Raw genomic sequence first — 23,249 nt, 5'->3', positions numbered from 1 at the left:
CTGACCTATGGTTTTCCTATGCGCACACTCGTTGTGGACCATCCGCTGGCGGCCGCGTTGTTGACCACCATGCGAGACGCTCGGACGACCAATCCGGCTTTCCGGGCGGCGCTTCGGGATTTGACGGGGATTCTGGTGTACGAGGCGATGCGGGACGCGCCGGTCGAGCGGTTTCCCATCGCCACGCCGGTGGCCGCGGCGGAGGGGACGCGGTTGAACGCGCCGCCGCTGTTGGTGCCCGTGCTCCGGGCGGGGCTGGGGATGGTGGAGACCGCGGAGAATCTGATTCCGGACGCGCGGATCGGGTTCGTGGGACTGGCCCGGGACGAGGAGACGCATCAGCCGACGCCGTACATGGAGTCGCTGCCGGAGGACCTGTCCACCACGCCGGTGATGGTGCTGGATCCGATGCTGGCGACCGGCGGATCCATGGTGTACACCCTGGATCTGCTGGCCGCCCGCAAGGCTCGCGACATCATCGTGGTGTCCGTGGTGGCCGCGCCGGAAGGCATTGAGGCGCTGGAGAAGTCGGGGCACGCGGTGCTGCTGGTCACCGCCTCGGTGGACCGCGGCCTCAACTCCGACGCCTACATCGTGCCGGGTCTCGGCGACGCGGGGGACCGCCAGTTCGGGCCGCGCTGAACCACTCCCGGGCCGTCGCTCCGGAAGTGGCAGCGGCTCAGAGCTGCTGGAAGTACTTGCGGAGCTCGGCGAGCCGCTGCGCGGCGACGGCCTTCGCGTCGTCGAGCGCGTCCGGCCCGGCCACGGGTTCGAACGCTTCCAGGTAGCACTTGAGCTTGGGTTCGGTGCCGGACGGGCGCACCACCACACGGAACGAGTCGGCGTCGAAAACCAGTGCGTCGGTGCGCATCCGGCCCCGCATCTGCGCCATATCGGTGCAGGTCACGGGTTCCCCGGCAATCTCGCTCGGGGGAGTCTCGCGCAGCCGGGCGACGACCGCGGCCGCGGCCGACGCGTCCGCCAGGCGCAGCGACACCTGATCTCCCGCGTGCACGCCGAATTCGACCGCGTACTCGTCGAGGACGTCGAGGACGGTGCGGCCCTGCGCCTTCAGTTGGGCGACCAGATCGGCGGCGACCACCGCGGCCGAGATGCCGTCCTTGTCGCGCACCGCGGACGGATCCACGCAGTGCCCGATCGCCTCCTCGTACGCGTAGACCAGCCCCTCGCCCGCGCGGGCCAGCCACTTGAACCCGGTCAGCGTCTCGGCATACCGCGCCCCGCGAGCGGCGGCGATCTCGCTCAGCAGCCGGGAGGACACGATCGTGGTGGCGACCAGGGCATCCGGGGCGGCGGTCCGCAGCACGAAATCGCCCAGGAGGATACCGGTTTCGTCGCCGCGCAGCATCCGCCAGCCATCCGGCCCGCGCACGCCGAGCGCACACCGATCCGCGTCCGGGTCCAACGCGATGGCGAGGTCCGCGTCGAGCCGCTCGCCCAGGTCGAGCAGCAGATCCGCGGCCCCCGGCTCCTCGGGATTCGGGAACGCCACGGTCGGGAAGTCCGGGTCCGGGGCGAACTGTTCCGCCACCACCAGTACTTCGTCGAACCCGGCGCCCCGCAGCGCGGCGACGCCCAGTTCGCCGCCCACACCGTGCATGGGGGTCAGCACGATGCGGATATCGCTGCGCTGCCGGACATCTCGCGCGGTCGCGGCGGGATCGTCGGCGGTCGCCTCGATGTCCTCGACGCTGAGTGGTGCGTCGCCGCCGATGAGGCGGGGCAACCGGGTGACCCGGGTCAGGTACCGGCGGACGATCTCCTCGCCCATCGCGTCCGGCGGGGTGCCCGCGGGCAGTGCGAGCAGGGCGGGGTCGGGGGCGGTCGGATCGGGGTCGGTCCGGGGGATGCGGCCGTCGACGGCGTCGATGCAGCGCTCGATCTCGCTGTCGGCGGGTGGCACGATCTGCGAGCCGCCGTCGAGGTAGACCTTGTAGCCGTTGTCGGTGGCCGGATTGTGGGACGCGGTGATCTGCACTCCCGCAACGGCTTTCAGCTCTCGCACCGCGAAAGCGACCACGGGGGTGGGTACCGGGTGGGGGAGCGCCAGCACCGAGAATCCGGCCGCGGCGAAGACTTCCGCGGCCGCGGTGGCGAATTCGTCCGACCCGTGGCGGGCGTCGCGGCCCACGATGACGATCCCGCCGCCGAGGCAGCGGTCGCGCAGCCAGGCGGCGATGCCGGCCGACGCCCGCGCGACGGTGTCGATGTTCATGCCGTCCGGGCCGTCCTGGAGCGGACCGCGCAGCCCGGCGGTTCCGAAACGCAGCATGCCCGCGCGCCTAGAGGCGTTCCAGCACGCCGCGCAGCAGCTTGCCCAATCTCGGTGCGGCCGCGTGGCCCTCGGCCAGGACTTCGGCATGCGAGAGATGCTGTCCGGTGACGCCGGCCGCCAGGTTGGTGACCAGCGAGATGCCGAGCACCTTGGCCCCGCCCTCGCGGCAGGCGATGGCCTCGAGCACGGTGGACATGCCGACCAGATCGGCGCCGATGGTGCGCAGCATCCGGATCTCGGCGGGGGTCTCGTACTGCGGTCCGGTCAGGCCCGCGTACACGCCCTCGGTGAGGCTGGGGTCGATTTCCTTTGCCAGCGTGCGCAATTCGGGATCCCAGGCGTCGACCAGGTCCACGAAGTTCGCGCCCTCGATGGGGGTGCGGCCGGTCAGGTTGATGTGGTCGCTGATGAGCACCGGCTCGCCGACCGACAGTCCGTCGCGAATCCCGCCCGCGGCATTGGTGAGCAGCACCGTCTGCGCGCCCGCGGCCAGCGCGGTGCGCACATTGTGCACGACCTGGCCCGGCGTGTGGCCCTCGTAGAGATGCTGGCGGCCCATGAGCAGCAGCACCGGCGAGTCGCCGACGTGCACCGAGTGGATGGTGCCCTGATGGCCTTGCGCCGTGGGCGATCCGAACCCCGGCACCTCGGCCATGGGGATGGATGTGGATGGTTCGCCGATCTCGGCGGCAGCCTCCTGCCAGCCCGATCCCAGCACCACGGCGACGCGATGCTGCTGCACTCCCGTACGTTCGGCAATGGCTGTGGCGGCTAGTTCGGAAACCCCGCCCATGGCCTTCTCGGCTAGCATGTCGCCGAGTCTAATTGCCTCCGCTTCGCTACGGCTGTTCGCGGCCCTCGTAACCCCGGTCTTCCCTCCTCCGCTTCGCTCCGTCGCTCCGAGCGCGGGGAGGCGGAGCGCAGTCCGGACCGGGGCGGGCCGCGAACCTGCGAGGCTTGCTACCCGCGAGTAGTAATCCCTTTTGCGGGCGTTACCCTCTGCGCATGGCGTATTTGAAGCGTGACGGGGATGTGTTCGTGCTGTTCCTCGGTACCGGGGGTCAGACCATCGACAGCGAGAACCGTTTCCACCCGGACTGGATCACCGAGGTCCACGCGCTGCTCGACGAGGTCGAGGCGTCCGAGGGCCCGGCCGCGCTGGTGGTCACCGCCAACGGCAAGTTCTTCTCCAACGGCCTCGACACCGACTGGCTGTTCGGCAACTTCGACAAGAACTGCTGGTACCTGGACCGCGTGCACTCGCTGTACTCCCGCCTGCTGACCTTCGGCATGCCGACCGTGGCCGCGGTGAACGGGCACGCCTTCGGCGCGGGCGCCATGCTCGCCACCTCCTGCGATTTCCGGGTCATGCGCGCCGATCGCGGCTTCTGGTGCCTGCCCGAGGTGAATCTGGGCATGCCGTTCACGGTCGCCATGAACGCGCTGCTCACCAACCGCCTGATCAACCAGGTCGCGGTGGAGGCCATGACCACGGGCCGCCGCTACGGCGCGGACGACGCCCTCGCGGCCGGAATCGTCGACGCCAAGGCGGACGCTGAGACGTTGCTGGCCACCGCGATCGCCCGGGCGGACCTGCTCAAGGGCAACCGCAAGCCGAACCTGCCGGTGATCAAGAAGGCCCTGCATCAGCAGGCGCTGGCCGGCCTGGCCGTGGAGACCACCCCCGAGAACCTGGCGTTCAACCCGTAAGCGACCGCCTACGCCGGAGATTTTCCGGCTTACCTGCTGCGACAGAGTTGCGCGGCAGTGCGAGACTGTTGGGATGTCACCATCGCGCAACGGCGATGACCGGAGATCCTGCGCACCGATCGGACGTCCCGAGACGTCCGTGTCGTCGTCGCATCATCCGACCGTGGCATCGGCCGATCCGGCGTTGCTGGCCGCGGCCGATGCCGCGATCGCCGGCTACCGCGATCAGCTGATCGCGCTCTCGCACGACATCCACTCCGAGCCCGAATTGGCGTTCGAAGAATTCCGGAGTGTCGCCAAGACGATCGAGCCGTTGCGCGAACGCGGATTCCGTATCGAATCGGGTGTGGCGGAGCTGCCGACCGCATTCACCGCGGAATTCGGCAGTGGCGAACTCGTCGTGGGTATTTGCGCCGAATATGACGCTTTGCCCGAAATTGGTCATGCCTGCGGGCACAACATCATCGCGGCGTCCGCGGTGGGCGCGGCGCTCGGGCTGGCCGCCGTCGCCGACGCCTGCGACATCACCGTGAAGGTGCTGGGCACCCCGGCCGAGGAGTCGGGCGGCGGCAAGGTGCTCATGCTGGACCGCGGCGTGTTCGACGACCTGGCCATGGCCATGATGGTGCACCCGGGCCCGGAGGACATCGCCGGCGCGCATTCGCTGGCCCTCGCCGATCTCTCGGTGGTCTACAGCGGCCGTGAATCGCATGCCAGCGCGGCGCCCCAATACGGGCGGAACGCGCTCGACGCCGTCACCGTCGCGCAGGTTGCTTTGGGTTTGCTGCGTCAACATCTCGTCCCCGGGCAGCAGCTGCACGGTATAGTCGGGTCGGGCGGCGTCGCCCCTAATATCGTGCCCGGTCACGCGGAACTGCTGTATTACCTACGTGCGGTCGACTCCGCGACCCTCGACGATCTGATGCAACGAGCATCGGCTTGTTTCGAGGCAGGTGCCCTGGCAACCGGATGCACCCACGAAATCCGGAAGCTCGCGCCGACATATACCGAGCTCACTCCCGATAGCGCACTACTGTGTGCCTATCGCGAGCAGATAACCGCGCTCGGTCGCGAGCCCATCGCCCCGGAATTCGAGGCGGCACGGCCGCTGGGCAGTACCGATATGGGCAACGTCACCAACGTCATCGCCGGTATTCACCCGGTCATCGGCATCGATGCCGGGGGCGCGGTGACCCATCAGCCCGCCTTCGCGGCGGCCGCGGTCAACGCCTCGGCCGACCGTGCGGTGCTGGACGGGGCAACGGCGTTGGCCCGGACGGCGATACATATCGCAGGCGACAAAATGCACAGGGACAGGTTGTCGGAGAGAGTCGGTCAACGGCAGTTTCAGCGACAGGAGGACATTCGGTGAGCACAACCGGCCGGTCCCGGGCGGGAGCGTCAGGCCCGGAGGCGGCAGCTCGCGTAACTACGCAGGGCGCCGCGAGCGCCCCGATGTACACCGCGCGGGTCAACGGGCCACTCGCGGCGTCGTGCGTGACTACGCAGCCGCCGTCGGGCGTCGCGGGGGAACCGGTTTCCGGGAACGAGGCCGTGGAGTCCTGGCTCGCCGAGCACATGGACGACCTGAAGGCGTGGCGTCGCCACATCCACGCCAACCCGGAACTGTCCCGAACCGAGTTCGGCACCACCGAATTCGTGGAGTCCTGGCTGGTCAAGGCCGGTCTCGAACCCCGCAAACTACCGAGCGGCACCGGCCTGATCTGTGACATCGGCCCGGACGGCCCGCGCATCGGCCTGCGCGCCGACATGGACGCGCTGCCGCTGCAGGAGTACACGGGCCTGGCGTTCGCCTCCACCGTGCCCGGCGTCTCGCACGCCTGCGGGCACGACGCGCACACCACCATCCTGCTCGGCACCGCGCTCGCGCTGGCCGAGATCGAGGACCTCCCGGTCGGCGTGCGGCTGGTGTTCCAGCACGCCGAGGAGGTCATGCCCGGCGGCGCCGTCGACATGGTCGCCGCCGGCGCCATGGAAGACGTCTCGCGCATGTTCGCGCTGCACTGCGACCCGCGCCTGGAGGTCGGACAGGTCGGCATCCGGATCGGCGCCATCACCTCGGCCGCCGACACCGTCGAGCTGGTGCTCGATTCCCCCGGCGGCCACACCTCCCGCCCGCACCTGACCAGCGACCTGGTCTACGCCATGGGCACCGTCATCACCGGCCTGCCCGGCCTGCTCTCGCGCCGCATCGACCCGCGCACCAGCACGGTCATGGTGTGGGGCGCGGTGTCGGCGGGCAAGGCGCCCAACGCGATTCCGCAGACCGGCATGCTGACCGGCACCGTCCGCACCGGCGATCACGCCACCTGGTCCCTGCTCGAGCCCATGGTCCGCGAGATCGTGGAGGGGCTGCTCGCGCCGACCGGCGTGCGCTACCAGCTCAACTACAAGCGCGGCGTGCCGCCGGTGGTGAACGACGAGCAGGCCGTGCGCATGTTCGAGGACGCGATCCGCGCCCTGGGCCCGGACGCGCTGGCCGACACCCAGCAGTCCGGCGGCGGCGAGGACTTCTCCTGGTACCTGGAGGAGGTGCCCGGCGCGATGGGCCGGCTCGGCGTCTGGTCCGGTTCGGGAGAGCAGCTCGACCTGCACCAGCCGACCTTCGACATCGACGAGCGCGCGCTCGCGGCGGGTGTCCGGGTGTTCACCAATATCGTGCTGAACGCCCGCTGAACTCGGGCGTCACCTGAGACGAAAGCCGGGCCGCACTGAAAAGTGCGGCCCGGCTTCATGTTCGGAGGCTGTCGAGACAGTGCGCGGCGGGTTACTTCGCCTTCGCGGCGATGTCGCCCCAGGCGTGCCAGCGGTCGATCTCGATCCAGACCGAGACGCGCTTCTGATCGCGGACCGGGTACTCGCCGCCGGTGTAGTGCTCGGCGATGCGGTCGATGACCGAGGAGTCCGAGTCGTTCTCGATGGAGACGATGCGGCCCTGGATGCTGACGTGGCTGTACCAGTTGTCGCCTTCCAGCACGGTCAGCGTGATCCGCGGGTCCTCGCGCAGGTAGTCCAGGCGCTTGCGGAAGTCGGCCAGGTTCACCAGGATTCGGTCGTTCTCGTACAGGTACCAGGTGGCGACCGAGACCGGCTGCCCGTCCGGGCGGTTGGAGGCGAAGACGGCCGGGTTGGGGCGGGCCAGGAATTCGGCGATCGGGGCGGGGACGGGCGTGGCGGGCATCGGCTTCCTCTTTCGACGGTTCGAAGATCGTTCCGGTTCCCGCAACGCCGCTGCCGCGCCGAATCTTCCGGCACGGTGCGCGGCGCCCGATCGGACACTCACATCCCGAAGGTGCCCGGGCCCACGTTCTTGCTGTTGCGCGTGCGTAGCGCGTGCACGTAATCGCCTGGCGCGCCCGCCTTCTCCGCGGCGTCGGAGATGACGCCGATGTAGCGGGCGGAGGGTAGTCCGCCCTCGTAGGCGTCCAGGACGTAGAGCCACGCCAGGACCGGCGTGGTCGTGGGGCCCTGGTTGGGGGTGACGCGCAGGCGGATCTTCTTGTGGATACCGAAGTCCGAACCCTCCCAGCGGTCGAGACTCAGCTCGTCGTCGTCGGGAACGTCGTAGAGGACCACGAAGACGCGTTGTCCGGGCTCTTCGACCACCGTCGCCAGCGGTCCCTCCCAGCCGATGTCGTCCCCGGCGAAGGTGAGTCGCCACCCTTCCAGCCAGCCGGTTCCGTACACAGGGGAGTGCGGACAGCGCTTGAGCATCTGCTCGGGATCCATGTTGGACCCATAGGCGGCGTAAATCGGCACCATAAGAGCCTATCGAACAATCGCCGTAAGGCTCCCCTGATCCCGATCACAAGGCGGTTCGTCCCCGCATGACCGATTGCCGCGCGATCGCCGGATTGCGTAGAAACCGCCGTTCGGACGCGATTCACCGGGCGGCCGCACCGGGTTCGCGCGACTCTCCGGTAATGACGGCCGACCTTCACGAATGGGATGCGCCACAGTGACAAAATCATCCGGAGATGCGGTGATAGCGGCACGGAGCTGGGCGGATAACGTTAGGGACCGGCATCGGAGATCCCGGAGCCGGAGCTTGAAGCGGAGGAACAATGACCCGCATTGCGATCATCGGTGGCGGTCCCGCCGGTTACGAGGCGGCACTGGTAGCGGCACAACACGGCGCGCCGGTCACGCTGATCGACAGTGACGGCATCGGCGGCGCGTGCGTGCTGTGGGATTGCGTGCCGTCCAAGACCTTCATCGCCTCCACCGGCGTGCGCACCGATCTGCGCCGCGCCCGGGACCTGGGCATCACCGTGCATCCCTCGCAGGCGCAGGTGCGTCTCGCCGAGGTGAACTCCCGGGTGAAGGCGCTCGCGCAGGCGCAGTCCTCCGACATCCGCGCCAAGCTGATGACCGCGGGCGTGACCGTGCTGTCCGGCTACGGCGAGCTCATCGACCAGGCCCCCGGGCTGGCCACCCACCTCGTGAAGGCCACCCTCGAGGACGGCCAGCAGCGGGTCATCGAGGCCGAGGTGGTGCTGATCGCCACCGGCGCCAGCCCGCGCGTGCTGCCCGGCGCGGAGCCCGACGGTGAGCGAATCCTGAACTGGCGTCAGCTCTACGACCTCAGGGACCTGCCCGAGACCCTGGTGGTCGTGGGTTCCGGTGTCACCGGCGCCGAATTCGTCTCCGCCTATACCGAGATGGGCGTGCAGGTGAAGGTGGTCTCCAGCCGGGACCGCGTGCTGCCCGGTGAGGACGCCGACGCCGCGCTGGTGCTGGAGGAGGCGCTCGCCGAGCGCGGTGTGGAGCTGGTCAAGCACGCCCGCGCGGACGCGGTGGAGCGCACCGCCGAGGGCATCGTGGTGAAGCTGTCCGACGGCCGCACGGTCACCGGCACCCATGCGCTCATGACGGTCGGTTCGGTCCCGAACACCAACGGGCTGGGCCTGGATCGGCTCGGCATCGAACTCGACAAGGGTGGTTTCCTCCGCGTGGACCGGGTGTCGCGGACCACCGCGCCCGGCGTCTACGCGGCCGGCGACTGCACCGGCCTGCTGCCGCTGGCCTCGGTGGCCGCCATGCAGGGCCGCATCGCGATGTATCACGCGCTGGGTGAGGGCGTGCAGCCGATTCGCCTGAAGACCGTTGCCTCCGCGGTGTTCACGCGCCCGGAGATCGCGACGGTCGGCGTCGCGCAGACCGCCATCGACGAGGGCGAGGTCCCCGCGCGCACGGTCATGCTGCCGCTGAACACCAACCCGCGGGCCAAGATGTCGGGCCTGCGACGGGGTTTCGTGAAGATCTTCTGCCGGCCCGCCACCGGTGTGGTGATCGGCGGCGTGGTGGTCGCCCCGATCGCGTCGGAGTTGATCCTGCCGATCGCGCTGGCGGTGCAGAACAACCTCACGGTGAACGATCTGGCGCAGACCTTCTCGGTGTATCCCTCCCTCACCGGATCGGTCACCGAGGCCGCGCGGCAGCTCATGCGGCACGACGATCTGGACTAACCGCAACGTGTTTCGCCCCCTTTGTTACCGGCCCGTCTTGCTGCCTTGTCTCCCTTGTGATTAAGTTCGCGGCGGAAGCGATCGGCAGGGCGGTCGCGAGTGTTACGTATCGGGGGTGATCGTTTCCCTCCGTTCGGTGCTCTTCGATGCCCAGGCTGATCGTGCCGCCGAGGGACGAAGGAATTGAGCGAAACGTGAAGCACCGCAAGCCGAGTCGGATCAAGGCGAGCACCTCCCTGACGCTGGCCGGTGCGGCCGCGGTGGTGTCGCTGCTGTCCGCGCCCGCCAACGCCGCCCCCGCCGACCCGGGCGCCGTACCCGCCGACCAGCAGCAGCCCGACGGCACGCAGCCGCCCGCCGACACCCCCACCCCGGACCCGAAGGCGCAGTCGGTTCCCGCGCCCAAGCCGGAGAAGCCGCAGCCGGGCACCACCAAGCCGCAGCAGAGCCAGCCGGGCGTCACCACCCCCACCACGCCGAACAACACCGCGCCGGACAACGGTGCGGACAAGCCGGATTCGGGTCAGCCGCAGGGCGCGACCCAGCCCGACGCCACCAACACCCCGAAGCCGGACGCCACCGCGCCCAAGCCGGACGCGAACGCCCCGAAGCCGGATGCCAACGCCCCCAAGAACGATCAGGGCGCGCAGCCCGCGGGCGTCAACCCGGGTCAGCCGAAGTCGGTGCGCCCGTCGCAGCCGGGTGTGACCGTGCCGCGCGTGGCGCCGCTGCCGGTGCCGGGCCAGTCGACCCCGGCCCAGCCCGCGGTCGTCACCCCGCAGCAGGACGCGGCCACCCCGCCGTCGACCCAGCCGGGCACCCAGCCGGTCAAGCCGAACGACCGCAGCGCGGATCCGGCGGTCACCACCCCGGCGCAGAACCCGGACGCCGACACCATGACCGGCCCGCAGACGGTCACCCCGCAGGCCAAGCCGCAGTGGCAGTCGCCCGCGGTGGACGCGGCCCCGGCCGCCCCGGTGGTCGCCATGTCCGGTCCGCACTCCGAGCTCGGCGTCAACCTCGACGGCGGCGCGGTGCTGCCGGGCTGGGCCGCCAACACCCACCACTTCAGCAACCTGGACGGCTACGTCGGCACCATCGGCTACACCACGCCGGGCGGGCTGGGCGAGGCCGGCATGTCGCTGGACTTCACCACGGTCAACCAGATCAAGGTGACGGCGTTCGCGGGCAGCGGCCCGGACAACGACCAGAAGGTCGAGTTCGTGCTGGACACCGCCGCGGCCAATGCCGCGAAGGCCAATGCCGAGAACTTCATCCGCCTGCTCCCGGGCGGCGCCACGGTGCTCGAGGCGGCGGCCCAGATTGGTAGGCTCCCCGAAGGCGAGCGGCCGTCGCAGTCGATCGACATCGGTGGCGTGACCGCGCAGACGGGTGGTTCGGTCCAGTACTGACCGACCGTTCAACACACCGGGAACGGTGCCGGTAGAAGCAGTGTCGTCGCGTGGGGCGGTCGGTAGCGACCGCCCCACGTGTCTGTGGCGAAAGGACGGGTGATGGTTTCGGGCAAGGACGAATCCGCGGACCGTCAGGCATCCGAGGGGGGAGCGCCGGAGTCCGAGTTCGGGCCCTCGCTCAATGATTTCGGGCCGTCCCTCAATGATTTCGGTCCGGCCCCGGTCGCCGACGGCCCGGGCTGGAGTCCGGCCCCGGGTCCGCAGAGTCCCGATCTGGCCTGGCGCCCCGCGGGCGCGCCGCCGCAGTATCGGGCTCCCGACGCGTGGCAGCCCACCACCGGGCAGTATCCGGCGATGCCCGGACCGTCCACGGGCCAGTATCCGGCCGTGAATCCCGTGGCGCAGGTTCCCACTACCCCCGACGTCGAAAAGACCGTCAAGATCCCGGCTGGCGGGCCGCAATCGGCCGCCGTGGACGTGGAGCGGACGACCAGGATCCCCGAGGCCGATTCGGTGGCCGCGGAACGGAATTCGGCTCCGGCCGAGGCCGACGGGTCCGCCGACTCCTGGTGGCGGTCCGCGCCCAGCGGTTTCCCGCCCGCGCCGCCGGTGGAATCGGCCGCGGGGCCGGCGGAGTCGCTGTCCTGGTCCGACGATCCGATCGCCAAGGCGCTCGCGCCGAAAATCACCGCCCCGCAACGCAAACCGGAACCCGAGCCGCGGTCGTGGCGCAAGATCGGGCTGATCGCGGGCGCGGCGGTGACGGTGCTCGCGGTGGCCGGGGGCGTCACCTTCGCGCTGACCAGGGGCGGCACCGACACCGCTCCGACGGCCGGGGTCACCACCGGCAAGCCCTCGCCCACGGTGGCGGCGCTGAGCTGCCCGGCCAAGCGGGACGGCAAGCTCACCATCGGCAATGGCGCGGGCGGCACCGGCAGTGGCGTGGACGCCATCCTCGGCTTCCAGTACGCCTTCTATGTCGACCGCAGCGGTGCGAAGGCGCACTCGTTCGTGGTGCCCGGCGCGACCACGGTGGCGCCCGCCGAGGTCATGCAGACCAAGGGCATCGATCCGCTCAAGCCCGGCACCACCTACTGCCTGAAGATCGTCGAGACCGGCCCGGAGGCCTATGACGTGGACATCACCGAGCATCGGGTGGACGGCACCACCGAGGTGTACGTGGAGCACATCATCACCGCGGTGGTCGACGGCAAGCATCTGATCCAGTCCATCGAGTAGGCCCGGGCAGGTCCGGTCCAGGCCCTGGAAACTGGACTCGACGTCTCAATATCTGGGACGGCGATTTCATATCCTGGTCTCCGTGTGACATGGTGGGGTTTCGCATACCCCGGCGTTCCCTCGGAGGTGGTTCATGTCCGCGACCTTCCCGCCCCTCGCGCGGCGGCTCGACGGCCTGCAGAGCTCGGCGATCCGTGACCTGCTCAAACTCACCTCGCGCGCGGACATCATCAGCTTGGCCGGAGGTTTGCCCGACGCCGAACTCATGCCCCGCGACCGTATCGCCGCGGCCGCCGACGCCGCCCTGTCCGACCGCGCCCGGCTGCAGTACACCGAGTCGCCCGGCTGGGGTCCGCTGCGCGAGGTGCTGGCCGTCCGCGAGTCCGCCCGGCTGGGCCGCCCGGTGCCGGTCGAGGAGATCTTCGTGACCCACGGCTCGCAGCAGGCGCTGTCGCTGCTGTCGGAGGTGCTGCTGGATCCGGGCGCACTCGTCGTGGTCGAGGATCCCGCGTATGTCGGTGCGCTGCAGGTCTTCCGGGCCGCCGGGGCGCGGATCGAGGCCGTTCCCCTGGATTCCGAAGGTATGCGCATCGACGCGCTGCGTGAACTACTGGACGCCGGTGAGCGGCCCGCAGTCGTCCACACGGTCAGCAACTTCCACAATCCCGGCGGGGTCACCCTGGTCCCGGAACGCCGCCGCGAACTGGCGGAGCTGGCCGAGCGGTACGGCTTCTGGATCATCGAGGACGACCCGTACGGCGAACTCTGGTTCGACCGGCCCTCACCCGCGCCGGTCGCGACCCACTCGCCCCAGGTGATTCGCCTGTCCAGTGCGTCCAAGATCCTGGCCCCCACGCTGCGCGCGGGCTGGATGATCGCGCCCACCCAGGTCTGCCGCGCGGTGGAACTGCTCAAGCAGGGCGCGGACCTGTGCGGTTCGGCCCTCACCCAGCAGATCGCCGCCGACCTGCTCGCCGACACCGATTGGCTTGCCGCCCACGTGGATTCGGTGCGTCAGGTGTACGGCGCCCGGGCCAAGGCGCTGGTCGGCGCGGTGCGGTCCCGCTTCGGGGACCGCGTGGTCAGCACCGACGCCTCCGGCGGCATGTTCGTGTGGGTCGACTTCGCCGACGGGACCGACACCACCGCCCTGCTGCCGCGCGCCCTGGACGCGGGCGTCGCCTACGTGCCCGGCAATGCCTTCGCCGTCTCCACCGACTACACCCGCTCGATGCGCCTGTGCTTCACCACCTCCGGGGAAGCCACGCTCGAGCAGGCGGTCGATCGGCTGGCGGCGGCTCACGCCCAGTCGTAGGTGCGCTCCACCGCCTTGTTCCACTCCCGCAGCAGGTGGTCGCGGTCGGCGGCGGACATGTTCGGGGTCCAGCGCTTGTCCTCGGCCCAGTTGGCCCGGATGTCGTCGGTGGAGGACCAGTAGCCGACGGCCAGGCCCGCCGCGTAGGCCGCGCCCAGCGCCGTGGTCTCGGTGACCACCGGGCGCACCACCGTGGCGTCCAGGATGTCGGACTGGAACTGCATGAGCAGTTCGTTGCCGACCATGCCGCCGTCCACCTTGAGGGTCACCTTCTCGACGTCCAGGCGCTGCGCGTCGGCGTCGGCGCGCATGGCGTCGATGACCTCGCGGGTCTGGAAAGCCGTGGCCTCCAGCACCGCTCGCGCCAGATGGCCCTTGTTCACGAAGCGGGTCAGGCCCGCCACCACGCCGCGCGCGTCCGGCCGCCAGCGCGGGGCGAACAGGCCGGAGAAGGCGGGCACCACGTACGCGCCGCCATTGTCGGCGACGGTGCGGGCCAGCGGTTCGATCTCCTCGGCCGAGGAGATGATGCCGAGATTGTCGCGCAGCCACTGCACCAGCGAACCGGTGACGGCGATGGAGCCCTCCAGCGCGTACACGGCGGGCTGGTCGCCCAGCTGATAGCAGACCGTGGTGAGCAGGCCGTGCTCACTGAAGACCGGGGTGGTGCCGGTGTTCATGAGCATGAAATTGCCGGTGCCGTAGGTGTTCTTGGTGTCGCCGGGGGACAGGCAGGCCTGGCCGAAGGTGGCGGCCTGCTGGTCGCCGAGAATGCCCGCCACCGGGACCCCGGCCAGCGCGCCGGAGGTGATGGGCGCGTAAACCTCGGAGCTGCTGCGGATCTCGGGCAGCATGGCCATCGGGATGTCGAACTCGGCGCAGATCCGCGGGTCCCAGTTCAGCGTGCGCAGATCCATCAGCATGGTGCGCGAGGCATTGGTGACGTCGGTGATGTGCTCGCCGGTCAAATTCCACAGGATCCAGCTGTCCATGGTGCCGAAGCACAGTTCCCCGGACTCGGCGCGCAGCCGGGCGCCCGGCACGGTGTCCAGGATCCAGCGCAGCTTCGGTCCGGAGAAGTAGGTGGACAGCGGCAGTCCGGTGCGGCCGGCGTACCGGTTCGGGCCCTGGTCGCCGGCCAGCAGGGCGGTCAGGTCGGCGGTGCGGGTGTCCTGCCAGACGATGGCGTGGTGGATCGGCTTGCCGGTGGCGCGTTCCCACACCACGGTGGTCTCGCGCTGGTTGGTGACCCCGGCGGCCGCCACGTCCACGGCCCCGATTCCGCAGGTCTGGAGGGCCTCGGCGATCACGGATTCGGTATTGCGCCAGATGGATTCGGCATCGTGCTCGACCCATCCGGGTTTCGGGAAGATCTGCTCGTGTTCCCGCTGGGCGACTCCGGTGATTCGGCCCTGCTGATCGAAGACGATGCAACGACTGGACGTCGTGCCTTGATCGATGGCGGCCACATAGCGACGCATTGATCGAGGCTATCCGACGACAGCCCGGCTGCCGGGCTAGTGTGGGCTACGGTAGCGCTGGGTAGCCGAAAATTAGCCCGGAGGAGTCTCCGTATGACGAATCAACCGCGATCGCAGTTCCTCGGCCCCGAGCAGCGCGAAGCTGCGTGGGGACAGCTCGGCAAGGACGCCTTCGACGTCATCGTGATCGGCGGCGGCGTGGTCGGCGCGGGCATCGCCCTGGACGCGGCCACCCGGGGGCTCGAAGTCGCCCTGGTCGAGGCCCGCGACCTGGCGTCGGGCACCTCCAGCCGGTCCTCGAAGATGTTCCACGGTGGCCTGCGCTACCTGGAGATGATGGAGTTCGGGCTGGTCCGCGAGGCGCTGAAGGAGCGGGAACTGGCGCTGTCGACCCTCGCGCCGCATCTGGTCAAGCCGCTCAAATTCCTCTACCCGCTCACCCACCTCGGCTGGGAACGCCCCTACGTCACCGCCGGTCTCGTTCTCTACGACACCATGGGCGGCGCGAAATCGGTTCCCGGACAGCATCATCTGACCCGGTCCGCCGCCCTGCGCCAGGCCCCCGGCCTGAAGCGGGACACCCTCACCGGCGGCGTCAACTACTACGACACCGTCGTCGACGACGCCCGCCACACCATGACCGTGGCCCGCACCGCCGCCCACTACGGCGCGGTCATCCGCACCTCCACCCAGGTGGTCGGATTCCTCAAGGAGGCCGACCGGGTCGTCGGCGTCAAGGTCCGCGACAGCGAGGACGGGCGCACCGCAGAGGTGCACGGCAGCGTCGTCATCAATGCCACCGGCGTCTGGACCGACGAGCTCCAGGCGCTCGCGAAGCAACGCGGGCGATTCCATGTGCGAGCGTCCAAGGGTGTGCACATCGTGGTGCCGCGCGACCGCATCGCCAGCGACACCTCCATCATCCTGCGCACCGAGAAGTCCGTGCTCTTCGTCATCGCCTGGAGCACCGACCACTGGATCATCGGCACCACCGACACCGACTGGAACCTCGACCTCGCGCACCCCGCCGCCACCAAATCCGATATCGACTACCTGCTCACCCGCATCAACAAGGTGCTGGTCACGCCGCTCACCCAGGCCGACATCACCGGCGTGTACGCGGGCCTGCGGCCGCTGCTGGCCGGGGAGAGCGACCAGACCTCCAAACTCTCCCGCGAGCACGCCGTCGCCCGCATCGCGCCCGGCCTGGTCGCCATCGCGGGCGGCAAGTACACCACCTACCGCAATATGGCCTACGACGCCGTCGACGAAGCGGCACAGGACATTCCGCGCCGGGTGCCGCCCACCATCACCGAGAAGGTGCCGTTGCTCGGCGCCGACGGCTACCACGCGCTGATGAACCAGACCCCGCACCTGGCCGAGAAGTACGGCGTCCACCCGTACCGGATCCAGCACCTGCTCAACCGGTACGGCTCCCTCATCGACGAGGTGCTCGGGCTGGCCGCCGGGAAACCCGATCTGCTGCAACCGATCACCGAGTCACCCGGCTACCTGCGGGTCGAGGCCGTCTACGCGGCCGCCGCCGAAGCCGCCCTGCACCTGGACGACATCCTGGCCCGGCGCACTCGCATCAGCATCGAATACGCCCACCGCGGCGTGGATTCCGCCGACGAGGTGGCGCGGCTGGTGGCCCCGGTGCTCGGCTGGTCCGAGGCCGATATCGAACGCGAGGTGAGCGTGTACCAGGCCCGGGTGCGGGCCGAGGTCGAATCCCAGACCCAGCCCGACGACGCCTCCGCCGACGCGCTGCGCTCGGAGGCGCCCGAGGCGCGGCGCGAAGTGCTCGACCCGGTGCCGATCAACCAGCCCGAGTCGGTCTGAGACCTGTCCGGTGAACCGGCGCCACGGATTCCGCGGCGCCGGTTCGCTGTTCAGCGCACCAGTTTGTAGTTGAACTCCGTGGTGCCCAGCGCACCCATGAGCCGCACCCACAGCGGCAGCATCATCTCGGTGCCGCGGGCGGTGGTGATGTCACCCAGATCGACGATGTCGTCCCAGCCGAACTCGCGCAGCAGATCGGTGACCACGGCCTTGGCGGCGCCGTCGTCGCCGGACACGAAGATGGTGTGGTCGCCACCCGCCACCCGCTCCGGATGCACCATCACCTCGGCGGTCACCGTGTTGAGCGTCTTCACCACCCGTGCCTCGGGGAACGCCCGCTGCACCCGCTCGCCGACCGAATCGGTATTGCAGACCGCGAGGAACGGCGGGAACCCTTGCGAGAAGTCCAGGGGGTTCGACACGTCGATCACCACCTTGCCCGCCAGATTCGAGGCCCCCGCGCCGTCCAGCGCGACCACGCTCGCCTGCCCGGCGGTCGCGTTGATGATCAACTCCGCGCCGGCGGCCGCCTCCGCCGCGCTGGCCAGCGGGGCCGGGAAGGGATCCTCCGACCGCGCCTCGGTGGCCGCCACATCGCGGGTGCCGATCACCACATCGTGTCCCAGCTCTGCCAACCGCGCCGACAGGGTGCGCCCGACCGCCCCGGTGCCCAGGATTCCGATTTTCATGCCGCCCACCCTAGGCCCGGAAACCCAGCCCGGGAACACCTTTCGAGCCCATTGAAACCCGCTCGTCACCGTGCGCGCCGGCCCGCCCGCCCGGTACGAGCTGGTCAGCTGTCCGGTGGGAGCTGGCAGCGGGGACAGAAATAGACGCCTCGTTCGGCCCGATCGGCGCGCGCGTCGTCCCCGAGCAGATGCACGACCAGGTTGGCGCCGCAGCGCCGGCACGGTCGCCGCTGACGACCGTAAGCCAGTGCCCGCCAGGGCGGTTCGTGCGCCGCCTTCATCAACACCCGATGCGCCTCGTCCACCAGACCCGGCAGATCGTCGACCTCACCCACCGGCGTCACCGGGTGCACGCGCCGCAGAAAGCAGATCTCGCTCCGATAGATATTGCCGATCCCGGCCAGATTGGTCTGATCCAGCAACGCCAGCCCGATCGGCGTCGCGGGCTCCCGCAGCAATCGGCGCACCGCCTCGGCGGCATCCCACTCCGGCCCGAGCAGATCCGGCCCGAGATGATCGGTGACGGTGTGCTCCTCGCCCCGCCGCAGCACCTCCACCAGCCCCAGCGAGAACCCGACCGCCTCCGCGTCCTCCGTGCCCAGCACCAGCCGCGCCGTGAACCCCGGCCGATTCCACCGTTGCCCGGGCGCGAACACCCGCCACTCACCCTCCATCTTCAGATGCGTGTGAATGCTCAGCTCGGGCGTCCGCACGAACAAATGCTTGCCGTAGGTGCCGACACTCTCGACCCGCTGCCCGCGCAGATCCAGCGTCGCGTACCGGGGCACCCGGAAGTCGCTGCGCGTCAGCACCTTGCCGTCGAGCGCCTTGCGGAGCCGCTGCGCGGTGTGGAAGACCGCATCGCCTTCAGGCACGGCCGCCACCCGTGGCTGCCGCCGAGGACGCCGGGCGTCGTGCCGCCGGGCGCGTCGTGCGCCTCACGGACGGCTCCGCAGGCGGAAGCCCTTCGGCGTGGCGGCGAACCCGGCCTCGGTGAGGAATCCCGCGAAGGTGTTGCCGTGCACGGATTCCCCGTTCACCCGGTCGATCACCAGGGAATCGACGCGGCGGTCGTGGACCAGTCCGGCCAGGGCGGTGGCCGCGGCGGTCCGCACGGCCGGGTCCTCGGTGAAGGTCAGCAATGTCTTGCCGCCGCGTTCCAGATACAGCGCCAGCCCGCCCTCCACCAGCACCACCAGTGCGCCCGCCTTCCGGCCCGGCCGATGTCCCGCGCCCTCGGCCGCGGCCTTGGGCCAGGGCAGCGCCGCGCCATACGGATTGGCCGGATCGCAGGAGGCCAGAACCACGGCCTTACCCACCGGCTCGTGCGAGAAGCCGTCGCCCGCCGAGCGACTCCGATCGGTGTCGAACGAACGCAGCCGATCCACCACATCGGTGGTCGAGAACTGCGCGCCGCCCAGCGAATCCACGAAGTAGCCGCGACGGCAGCGCCCCCGGTCCTCGAACTCGGTCAGCACCCGGTACATGAGCGCGAACCCGCCCGGCACCCCTTCGCTCTGCACCGAACCCCGGGTCAGCACGCCGTACCGCTCCAGCAGCACATCCGCGGTGGCATGCGCGCGAACCGTGGTGTCGGCCACCCGCTCCGGCAGCAGCGACCAGCGCCCGGCCACCTGGGGGGAGGACGTGCGCGCGGGCATCCCGCTACGCGGCAGATACATCCTGCCGCGGGGCGCGCGCCGGGGCGTCCGATGCGCGGTGGTGGTGCGCGCGGTCCCCACCAGCAGCGCGCGCACGGGGGCGAAGGTATCGCCGCCGATGTGACCGGCCCACACGAGATCCCACAGCGCCGCCGTCACCGCGGCCTCCTCGGCGCCGCCCGCCGGATCGGAGCCACCGCCGGAACCGGCGGCGTGGCCGGAAGGGAGCGGGCCGCGGACGCTGTCGAGCAATTGCCGGAAGAAGTACGCGCCTCCGGTGCTGCCCGGGACGACCTGGTACTCACCTTTCGGCAGCGAGACGCCGACGGGCTCGGCGCTCTCGCGGCCCGAACCAGCGCTGTCGCTGCGGCCATCGGCGTCATCCGGGCTCACCGCATCGGTCCGCCCGGGTGAACCACCGGTCGGGGGCAGGGTGCCGCCGATCACGGTGGCGCCCAAGGCCGTCAGCATGCTGATGTGCCGTTCGGACAGGTCGATGTCGTCGGGCGGAGGCAGGGTGAGACCCGCCTGCTCTGCGGGGTGCAGGGCGATCCAGCCGTCCTTGGCGGTGATGGAGCCGTGGCCGGACCAGATCACCTCGCCCGTGGCCATGAGTTCGTCGAGCATGGCGGGGGAGTAGTCGCGGACCCGGAGCGGGAGGATCAGCGACTCCCACGCCGAGGCGGGAATCGGAACGCCCGCCAGCTGTTCCACCACCGCGGCCACGCCGTCGACGCCCCGGAGTTCGCCGGTGCCGACGTGCTGCCAGGACGGGAGGAAGCGGCCGAGGGCGGCGGTGGCGACCGGCTCCACCTCCTTGCGGGCGGCGGCGAGGGACCGGCGGCGGAGGCGGCGCAGGACTTCGCTGTCACACCATTCGGTGCCCGCGGCACCGGGTGTGAATTCGCCTTCCACCACTCGCTTTTCGAGGGCGAGCCGGTGCAGGGCGGTCGCCGCCACGGCCGAGCCGAGGCCGAAACGGTGGGCGGCCCGGGTCAGCGTGAAGGGGCCGTGGGTGCGGGCGTAGCGGCCGATCAGGTCGCCGAGCGGGTCGGCGACGGGTTCGATGAAGGCCGCGGGGACGCCGATGGGCAGCGGGACGCCGAGGGCGTCGCGCAGCCGGGAGGCGTCCTCGATGGCCACCCACCACTGCGATCCGGCGAAGGAAACCTCCAGCGCCCGGCGCGATCTCACGAGTTCGGCGAACCACTCCCGGGGATCGTCCACGCACCGCTCGGTGGCCTCCGCGGCGGTCAACGGCCCGAGCAGCCGCAGCAGGTCGGCGAGTCCCTCCAGGTCCCGGGCATGACGTTCGGGGGTGAGCCGCTGCAACTCCCGCTCGGTCTGTTCCAGGACGGCGGCGTCGAGCAGCTCGCGCAGCTCGACCCGGCCGAGCAGCTCCGCGAGCAGACTGGAGTCCAGGGACAGCGCGGCCGCGCGTCGTTCGGCGAGCGGGCTGTCGCCCTCGTACATGAACTGCCCGATGTAATCGAACAGCAGGGAGTTCGCGAACGGCGACGGGGCGGCGGTCTCAACCTCCACCAACCGGATCTGCCGTCGTGCCACCCGGCCCAGCAGATCCCGCAGCGACGGCAGGTCGTACACGTCCTGCAGGCATTCGCGGACCGTCTCCAGCAGGATCGGGAACTCGGGGAACTTCCGTGCCACGTCCAGCAGCTGGGCGGCCCGCTGCCGCTGCTGCCACAGCGGCGCGCGCTTGCCGGGGTCGCGGCGCGGCAGCAGCAGCGCCCGGGCCGCGCACTCCCGGAAGCGGGACGCGAAAAGCGCGGAGCCGCCGACCTGTTCGGTGACCAGGTCGTCGATCTCGTCGTTCTCGAAGACGAACAGTTCCGCGCCGGGCGGATCGTCGGTGGTGTCCGGGAGCCGGACCACGATCCCGTCGTCGGAGGGCGTGGGCGCGGCGTCGACCCCGAACCGTTCCCGCAGCCGCGCCCCGACCGCCAGCGCCCACGGCGCGTGCACGGGCAGCCCGTACGGGGAGTGCAGCACAACGCGCCAGTCGCCGAGTTCGTCGCGGAAGCGTTCCACGACCAGTGTCTTGTCGGTGGGCAGCTGCCCGGTGGCCTCCCGCTGCTCGGCCAGCAGCGCGACCAGGTTGGCCGTCGCGTTCTCGTCCAATCCGCCTTGCAGGGCGACGGTTTCGACCTCGGAGTCCGCCGCGGACTTGCGGGCCCGCGTGGTCTTCTCGACCTCCTGCCCGGCGTGCCGCACGAATTCGCCCAGCGCCGCGCCCAGTTCGGCCGGGCGGCCCAGGGAATCGCCGTGCCAGAACGGCAATCGGCCGGGCAGCCCGAACGCGGGCGTCACCAGCACCCGGTCGAAGGTGATCTCCTCGATCCGCCAGCTGGTCGCGCCCAGGGCGAACACATCGCCCACCCGGGACTCGTACACCATCTCCTCGTCGAGTTCGCCCACGCGGGAGGCCTTCTCGCCCACCATGAACACCGGGAACAGGCCGCGATCGGGAATCGCGCCGCCGGAGGTGACGGCCAGCCGCTGCGCGCCCGGACGGCCGGTGAGCGTCCCGGCGTCGTGGTCCCACACGATGCGGGGCCGCAGTTCGGCGAACTCGTCGGAGGGGTAGCGGCCCGCCAGTAGATCCAGCACCGATTCGTAGGCCGAACGGGGCAGCGCCGCATAGCTTCCGGTGGCGCGGACGGTGTCGAACCAGGTGTCGGCGTCGATGGGTTCCAGCGCGCAGGCCGCGACCGTCTGCTGCGCCAGGATGTCGAGAGGATGCAGCGGGACCTGGAGTTGCTCGATCTGCCCGGCCACCATGCGCTGTGACGCCACCGCGCAGTGGATGACGTCGGTGCGGTGCTTGGGGAAGATGACGCCCCGCGAGATCTCGCCCACCTGGTGCCCGGCCCGGCCGACCCGCTGCAGTCCGGACGCCACCGAGGGCGGCGCCTCGACCTGCACCACCAGATCCACCGCGCCCATGTCGATGCCGAGTTCGAGGCTGCTGGTCGCGACCACGCACCGCAGCCGCCCGCTCTTGAGGTCGTCCTCGATGAGCGCCCGCTGCTCCTTGCTCACCGACCCGTGGTGGGCGCGCGCGAGCAGCGTTGTGGCGCCGTGGATCACCTCGGTGGACGCCCCCAGCTGCGCGGGCGGCGCGTGCTCGGTGTCCACGGATTCCCCGATCCGCGCCGCGTACGCCTCGTTCAACCGCGCGGTGAGCCGCTCGGAGAGCCGCCGCGAATTCGCGAACACGATCGACGACCGATGCTCGAGCACCAGATCCACGATGGCCTCGTCCACGTGCGGCCAGATCGAGCCGGGCTGATCCGAATCCTCGGCTCCCGCATCGGGTTCGGTCATATCCGGCACCGGCACCCGCACCGACAGGTCGAAGGTCTTGGGCGCGGGCGGCGCGACGATGGTGATGGGCGCGCCCCCGACCAGGAACCGGCCCACCTCCTCGGGCGGCCGCACGGTCGCCGACAGTCCGATGCGTTGCGCCGGCTGTTCGAAGCGCGGGGAGGCGGAGCGCAGCTGATCCAGCCGGGCGAGTGAAAGCGCCAGGTGGGCACCGCGTTTGGAGCCCGCGATGGCGTGCACCTCGTCCACGATGACCGTGTGCACCCCGCTCAGCGTCTCCCGCGCCGCCGAGGTGAGCATGAGGAACAGCGATTCCGGCGTGGTGATCAGAATGTCCGGCGGCGTGCGCTGCATGCCCCGCCGATCCGCCGCGCTGGTGTCACCCGACCGCACCCCCACCCGGATCTCGGGCGCGGCCACTCCCAGCCGTTTCGCCGTCTGCGTGATCCCCACCAGCGGGGCGCGCAGATTCCGTTCCACGTCCACCGCCAGCGCTTTCAGCGGCGAGATATAGAGGACGGAGGTCTTGCGCGGCCCCGGCTCGGGTTCGCGGGTGGCCAGCCGGTCGATGGCCCACAGGAACGCCGACAACGTCTTGCCCGACCCGGTGGGCGCGATCACCAGCGTGTGCTGCCCCGCCGCGATGGATTCCCAGGCCCCCAGCTGAGCGGCGGTCGGCGCGGGGAAGGCGCCGTCGAACCACGCTCGAGTCGCGGGCGAGAACCGATCCATCGTCCCAGTCTGCACCCGCCCACCGACAGAGCTCG

The 23,249-nt window shown here is 70.4% G+C and carries 17 protein-coding genes; 9 read left to right on the top strand and 8 right to left on the bottom strand.

The features are described from left to right. Window positions 1-18: 18 nt before the first annotated feature. A complete protein-coding gene (gene upp, locus ACWEOI_RS00155; RefSeq protein WP_433670932.1) occupies window positions 19-642 on the top strand; it encodes a uracil phosphoribosyltransferase in 624 nt (207 codons plus the stop codon). Window positions 643-679: 37 nt separating this feature from the next. Here upp and ACWEOI_RS00150 read toward each other — a convergent pair whose 3' ends face one another. Together ACWEOI_RS00150 and ACWEOI_RS00145 are read right to left on the bottom strand one after the other, a co-directional pair. Continuing rightward, window positions 680-2,293 carry a phospho-sugar mutase gene (locus ACWEOI_RS00150; RefSeq protein WP_452358536.1) on the bottom strand — a complete coding sequence of 538 codons (1,614 nt, stop codon included), beginning with the start codon at window positions 2,291-2,293 and terminating at the stop codon, window positions 680-682. Between the two features lie 10 nt (window positions 2,294-2,303). Further along, window positions 2,304-3,107 carry a purine-nucleoside phosphorylase gene (locus tag ACWEOI_RS00145; protein WP_433670936.1) on the bottom strand — a complete coding sequence of 268 codons (804 nt, stop codon included), beginning with the start codon at window positions 3,105-3,107 and terminating at the stop codon, window positions 2,304-2,306. 194 nt (window positions 3,108-3,301) lie between these two features. On the opposite strand from ACWEOI_RS00145, the gene ACWEOI_RS00140 reads away from it, so the two are divergent. The 3 genes from ACWEOI_RS00140 (at window position 3,302) to ACWEOI_RS00130 (ending at window position 6,703) form a co-directional block, all read left to right on the top strand. Beyond that, window positions 3,302-4,006, top strand: coding sequence for an enoyl-CoA hydratase/isomerase family protein (locus ACWEOI_RS00140; protein WP_452358535.1), 705 nt, complete (start codon window positions 3,302-3,304; stop codon window positions 4,004-4,006). Window positions 4,007-4,190: 184 nt separating this feature from the next. Then, entirely contained in the window at window positions 4,191-5,378 is a 1,188-nt protein-coding gene (locus ACWEOI_RS00135) for a M20 family metallopeptidase (protein WP_452358534.1), read from the top strand. Window positions 5,379-5,584: 206 nt separating this feature from the next. Then, a complete protein-coding gene (locus ACWEOI_RS00130; RefSeq protein WP_433673242.1) occupies window positions 5,585-6,703 on the top strand; it encodes a M20 family metallopeptidase in 1,119 nt (372 codons plus the stop codon). Window positions 6,704-6,794: 91 nt separating this feature from the next. Here ACWEOI_RS00130 and ACWEOI_RS00125 read toward each other — a convergent pair whose 3' ends face one another. Next, window positions 6,795-7,208: a TIGR03618 family F420-dependent PPOX class oxidoreductase gene (locus tag ACWEOI_RS00125; protein WP_433670940.1), complete on the bottom strand. Its 414-nt coding sequence runs from the start codon at window positions 7,206-7,208 to the stop codon at window positions 6,795-6,797. A gap of 98 nt (window positions 7,209-7,306) precedes the next feature. Then, window positions 7,307-7,786 (bottom strand): gamma-glutamylcyclotransferase, encoded by a 480-nt coding sequence (locus ACWEOI_RS00120; protein WP_379280572.1) that lies wholly within the window; start codon window positions 7,784-7,786, stop codon window positions 7,307-7,309. Between the two features lie 305 nt (window positions 7,787-8,091). Here ACWEOI_RS00120 and ACWEOI_RS00115 point away from each other — a divergent pair, with 305 nt between their 5' ends. From ACWEOI_RS00115 to ACWEOI_RS00100, 4 genes are all read left to right on the top strand, one after another. Further along, window positions 8,092-9,495 (top strand): NAD(P)H-quinone dehydrogenase, encoded by a 1,404-nt coding sequence (locus tag ACWEOI_RS00115; RefSeq protein ID WP_433670943.1) that lies wholly within the window; start codon window positions 8,092-8,094, stop codon window positions 9,493-9,495. Between the two features lie 194 nt (window positions 9,496-9,689). Beyond that, entirely contained in the window at window positions 9,690-10,907 is a 1,218-nt protein-coding gene (locus ACWEOI_RS00110; protein WP_452358533.1) for a hypothetical protein, read from the top strand. 102 nt (window positions 10,908-11,009) lie between these two features. Beyond that, a complete protein-coding gene (locus ACWEOI_RS00105) occupies window positions 11,010-12,149 on the top strand; it encodes a hypothetical protein (protein ID WP_452358532.1) in 1,140 nt (379 codons plus the stop codon). A 133-nt stretch (window positions 12,150-12,282) separates the two neighbouring features. After that, on the top strand, window positions 12,283-13,464 hold the full coding sequence (locus ACWEOI_RS00100; protein ID WP_452358531.1) for an aminotransferase-like domain-containing protein: 1,182 nt from the start codon (window positions 12,283-12,285) through the stop codon (window positions 13,462-13,464). Here ACWEOI_RS00100 and glpK read toward each other — a convergent pair. Continuing rightward, window positions 13,449-14,945 (bottom strand): glycerol kinase GlpK, encoded by a 1,497-nt coding sequence (gene glpK, locus ACWEOI_RS00095; RefSeq protein WP_433670950.1) that lies wholly within the window; start codon window positions 14,943-14,945, stop codon window positions 13,449-13,451. The two genes, ACWEOI_RS00100 and glpK, sit on opposite strands and share 16 nt — an antisense overlap. Before the next feature lie 93 nt (window positions 14,946-15,038). Between glpK and glpD the strand changes: the two genes are divergently transcribed. Continuing rightward, on the top strand, window positions 15,039-16,787 hold the full coding sequence (gene glpD, locus ACWEOI_RS00090; protein ID WP_433670952.1) for a glycerol-3-phosphate dehydrogenase: 1,749 nt from the start codon (window positions 15,039-15,041) through the stop codon (window positions 16,785-16,787). A gap of 50 nt (window positions 16,788-16,837) precedes the next feature. Here glpD and ACWEOI_RS00085 read toward each other — a convergent pair whose 3' ends face one another. From ACWEOI_RS00085 to ACWEOI_RS00075, 3 genes are all read right to left on the bottom strand, one after another. Then, window positions 16,838-17,476 carry an NAD(P)-binding domain-containing protein gene (locus ACWEOI_RS00085; RefSeq protein ID WP_433670954.1) on the bottom strand — a complete coding sequence of 213 codons (639 nt, stop codon included), beginning with the start codon at window positions 17,474-17,476 and terminating at the stop codon, window positions 16,838-16,840. 104 nt (window positions 17,477-17,580) lie between these two features. Then, window positions 17,581-18,351, bottom strand: coding sequence for a DNA-formamidopyrimidine glycosylase family protein (locus tag ACWEOI_RS00080; RefSeq protein ID WP_452358530.1), 771 nt, complete (start codon window positions 18,349-18,351; stop codon window positions 17,581-17,583). Between the two features lie 63 nt (window positions 18,352-18,414). Next, on the bottom strand, window positions 18,415-23,214 hold the full coding sequence (locus ACWEOI_RS00075) for an ATP-dependent helicase (RefSeq protein ID WP_452358529.1): 4,800 nt from the start codon (window positions 23,212-23,214) through the stop codon (window positions 18,415-18,417). Between the last annotated feature and the right edge of the window lie 35 nt (window positions 23,215-23,249).

The organism is Nocardia sp. NPDC004340, from assembly GCF_053602575.1.
Note: the sequence above shows the minus strand (reverse complement) of the source record. Positions and strands in the feature narration are given on the sequence as shown.

Bases quoted from the DNA above. Each gene is read 5' to 3' on its own strand.
- ACWEOI_RS00100 (WP_452358531.1), top strand. From the start codon at position 12,283: ATGTCCGCGACCTTCCCGCCCCTCGCGCGGCGGCTCGACGGCCTGCAG.
- ACWEOI_RS00105 (WP_452358532.1), top strand. From the start codon at position 11,010: ATGGTTTCGGGCAAGGACGAATCCGCGGACCGTCAGGCATCCGAGGGG.
- ACWEOI_RS00085 (WP_433670954.1), bottom strand. From the start codon at position 17,476: ATGAAAATCGGAATCCTGGGCACCGGGGCGGTCGGGCGCACCCTGTCG.
- ACWEOI_RS00130 (WP_433673242.1), top strand. From the start codon at position 5,585: ATGGACGACCTGAAGGCGTGGCGTCGCCACATCCACGCCAACCCGGAA.
- ACWEOI_RS00075 (WP_452358529.1), bottom strand. From the start codon at position 23,214: ATGGATCGGTTCTCGCCCGCGACTCGAGCGTGGTTCGACGGCGCCTTC.
- glpK (WP_433670950.1), bottom strand. From the start codon at position 14,945: ATGCGTCGCTATGTGGCCGCCATCGATCAAGGCACGACGTCCAGTCGT.
- upp (WP_433670932.1), top strand. From the start codon at position 19: ATGCGCACACTCGTTGTGGACCATCCGCTGGCGGCCGCGTTGTTGACC.
- glpD (WP_433670952.1), top strand. From the start codon at position 15,039: ATGACGAATCAACCGCGATCGCAGTTCCTCGGCCCCGAGCAGCGCGAA.
- ACWEOI_RS00125 (WP_433670940.1), bottom strand. From the start codon at position 7,208: ATGCCCGCCACGCCCGTCCCCGCCCCGATCGCCGAATTCCTGGCCCGC.
- ACWEOI_RS00145 (WP_433670936.1), bottom strand. From the start codon at position 3,107: ATGCTAGCCGAGAAGGCCATGGGCGGGGTTTCCGAACTAGCCGCCACA.
- ACWEOI_RS00150 (WP_452358536.1), bottom strand. From the start codon at position 2,293: ATGCTGCGTTTCGGAACCGCCGGGCTGCGCGGTCCGCTCCAGGACGGC.
- ACWEOI_RS00140 (WP_452358535.1), top strand. From the start codon at position 3,302: ATGGCGTATTTGAAGCGTGACGGGGATGTGTTCGTGCTGTTCCTCGGT.
- ACWEOI_RS00115 (WP_433670943.1), top strand. From the start codon at position 8,092: ATGACCCGCATTGCGATCATCGGTGGCGGTCCCGCCGGTTACGAGGCG.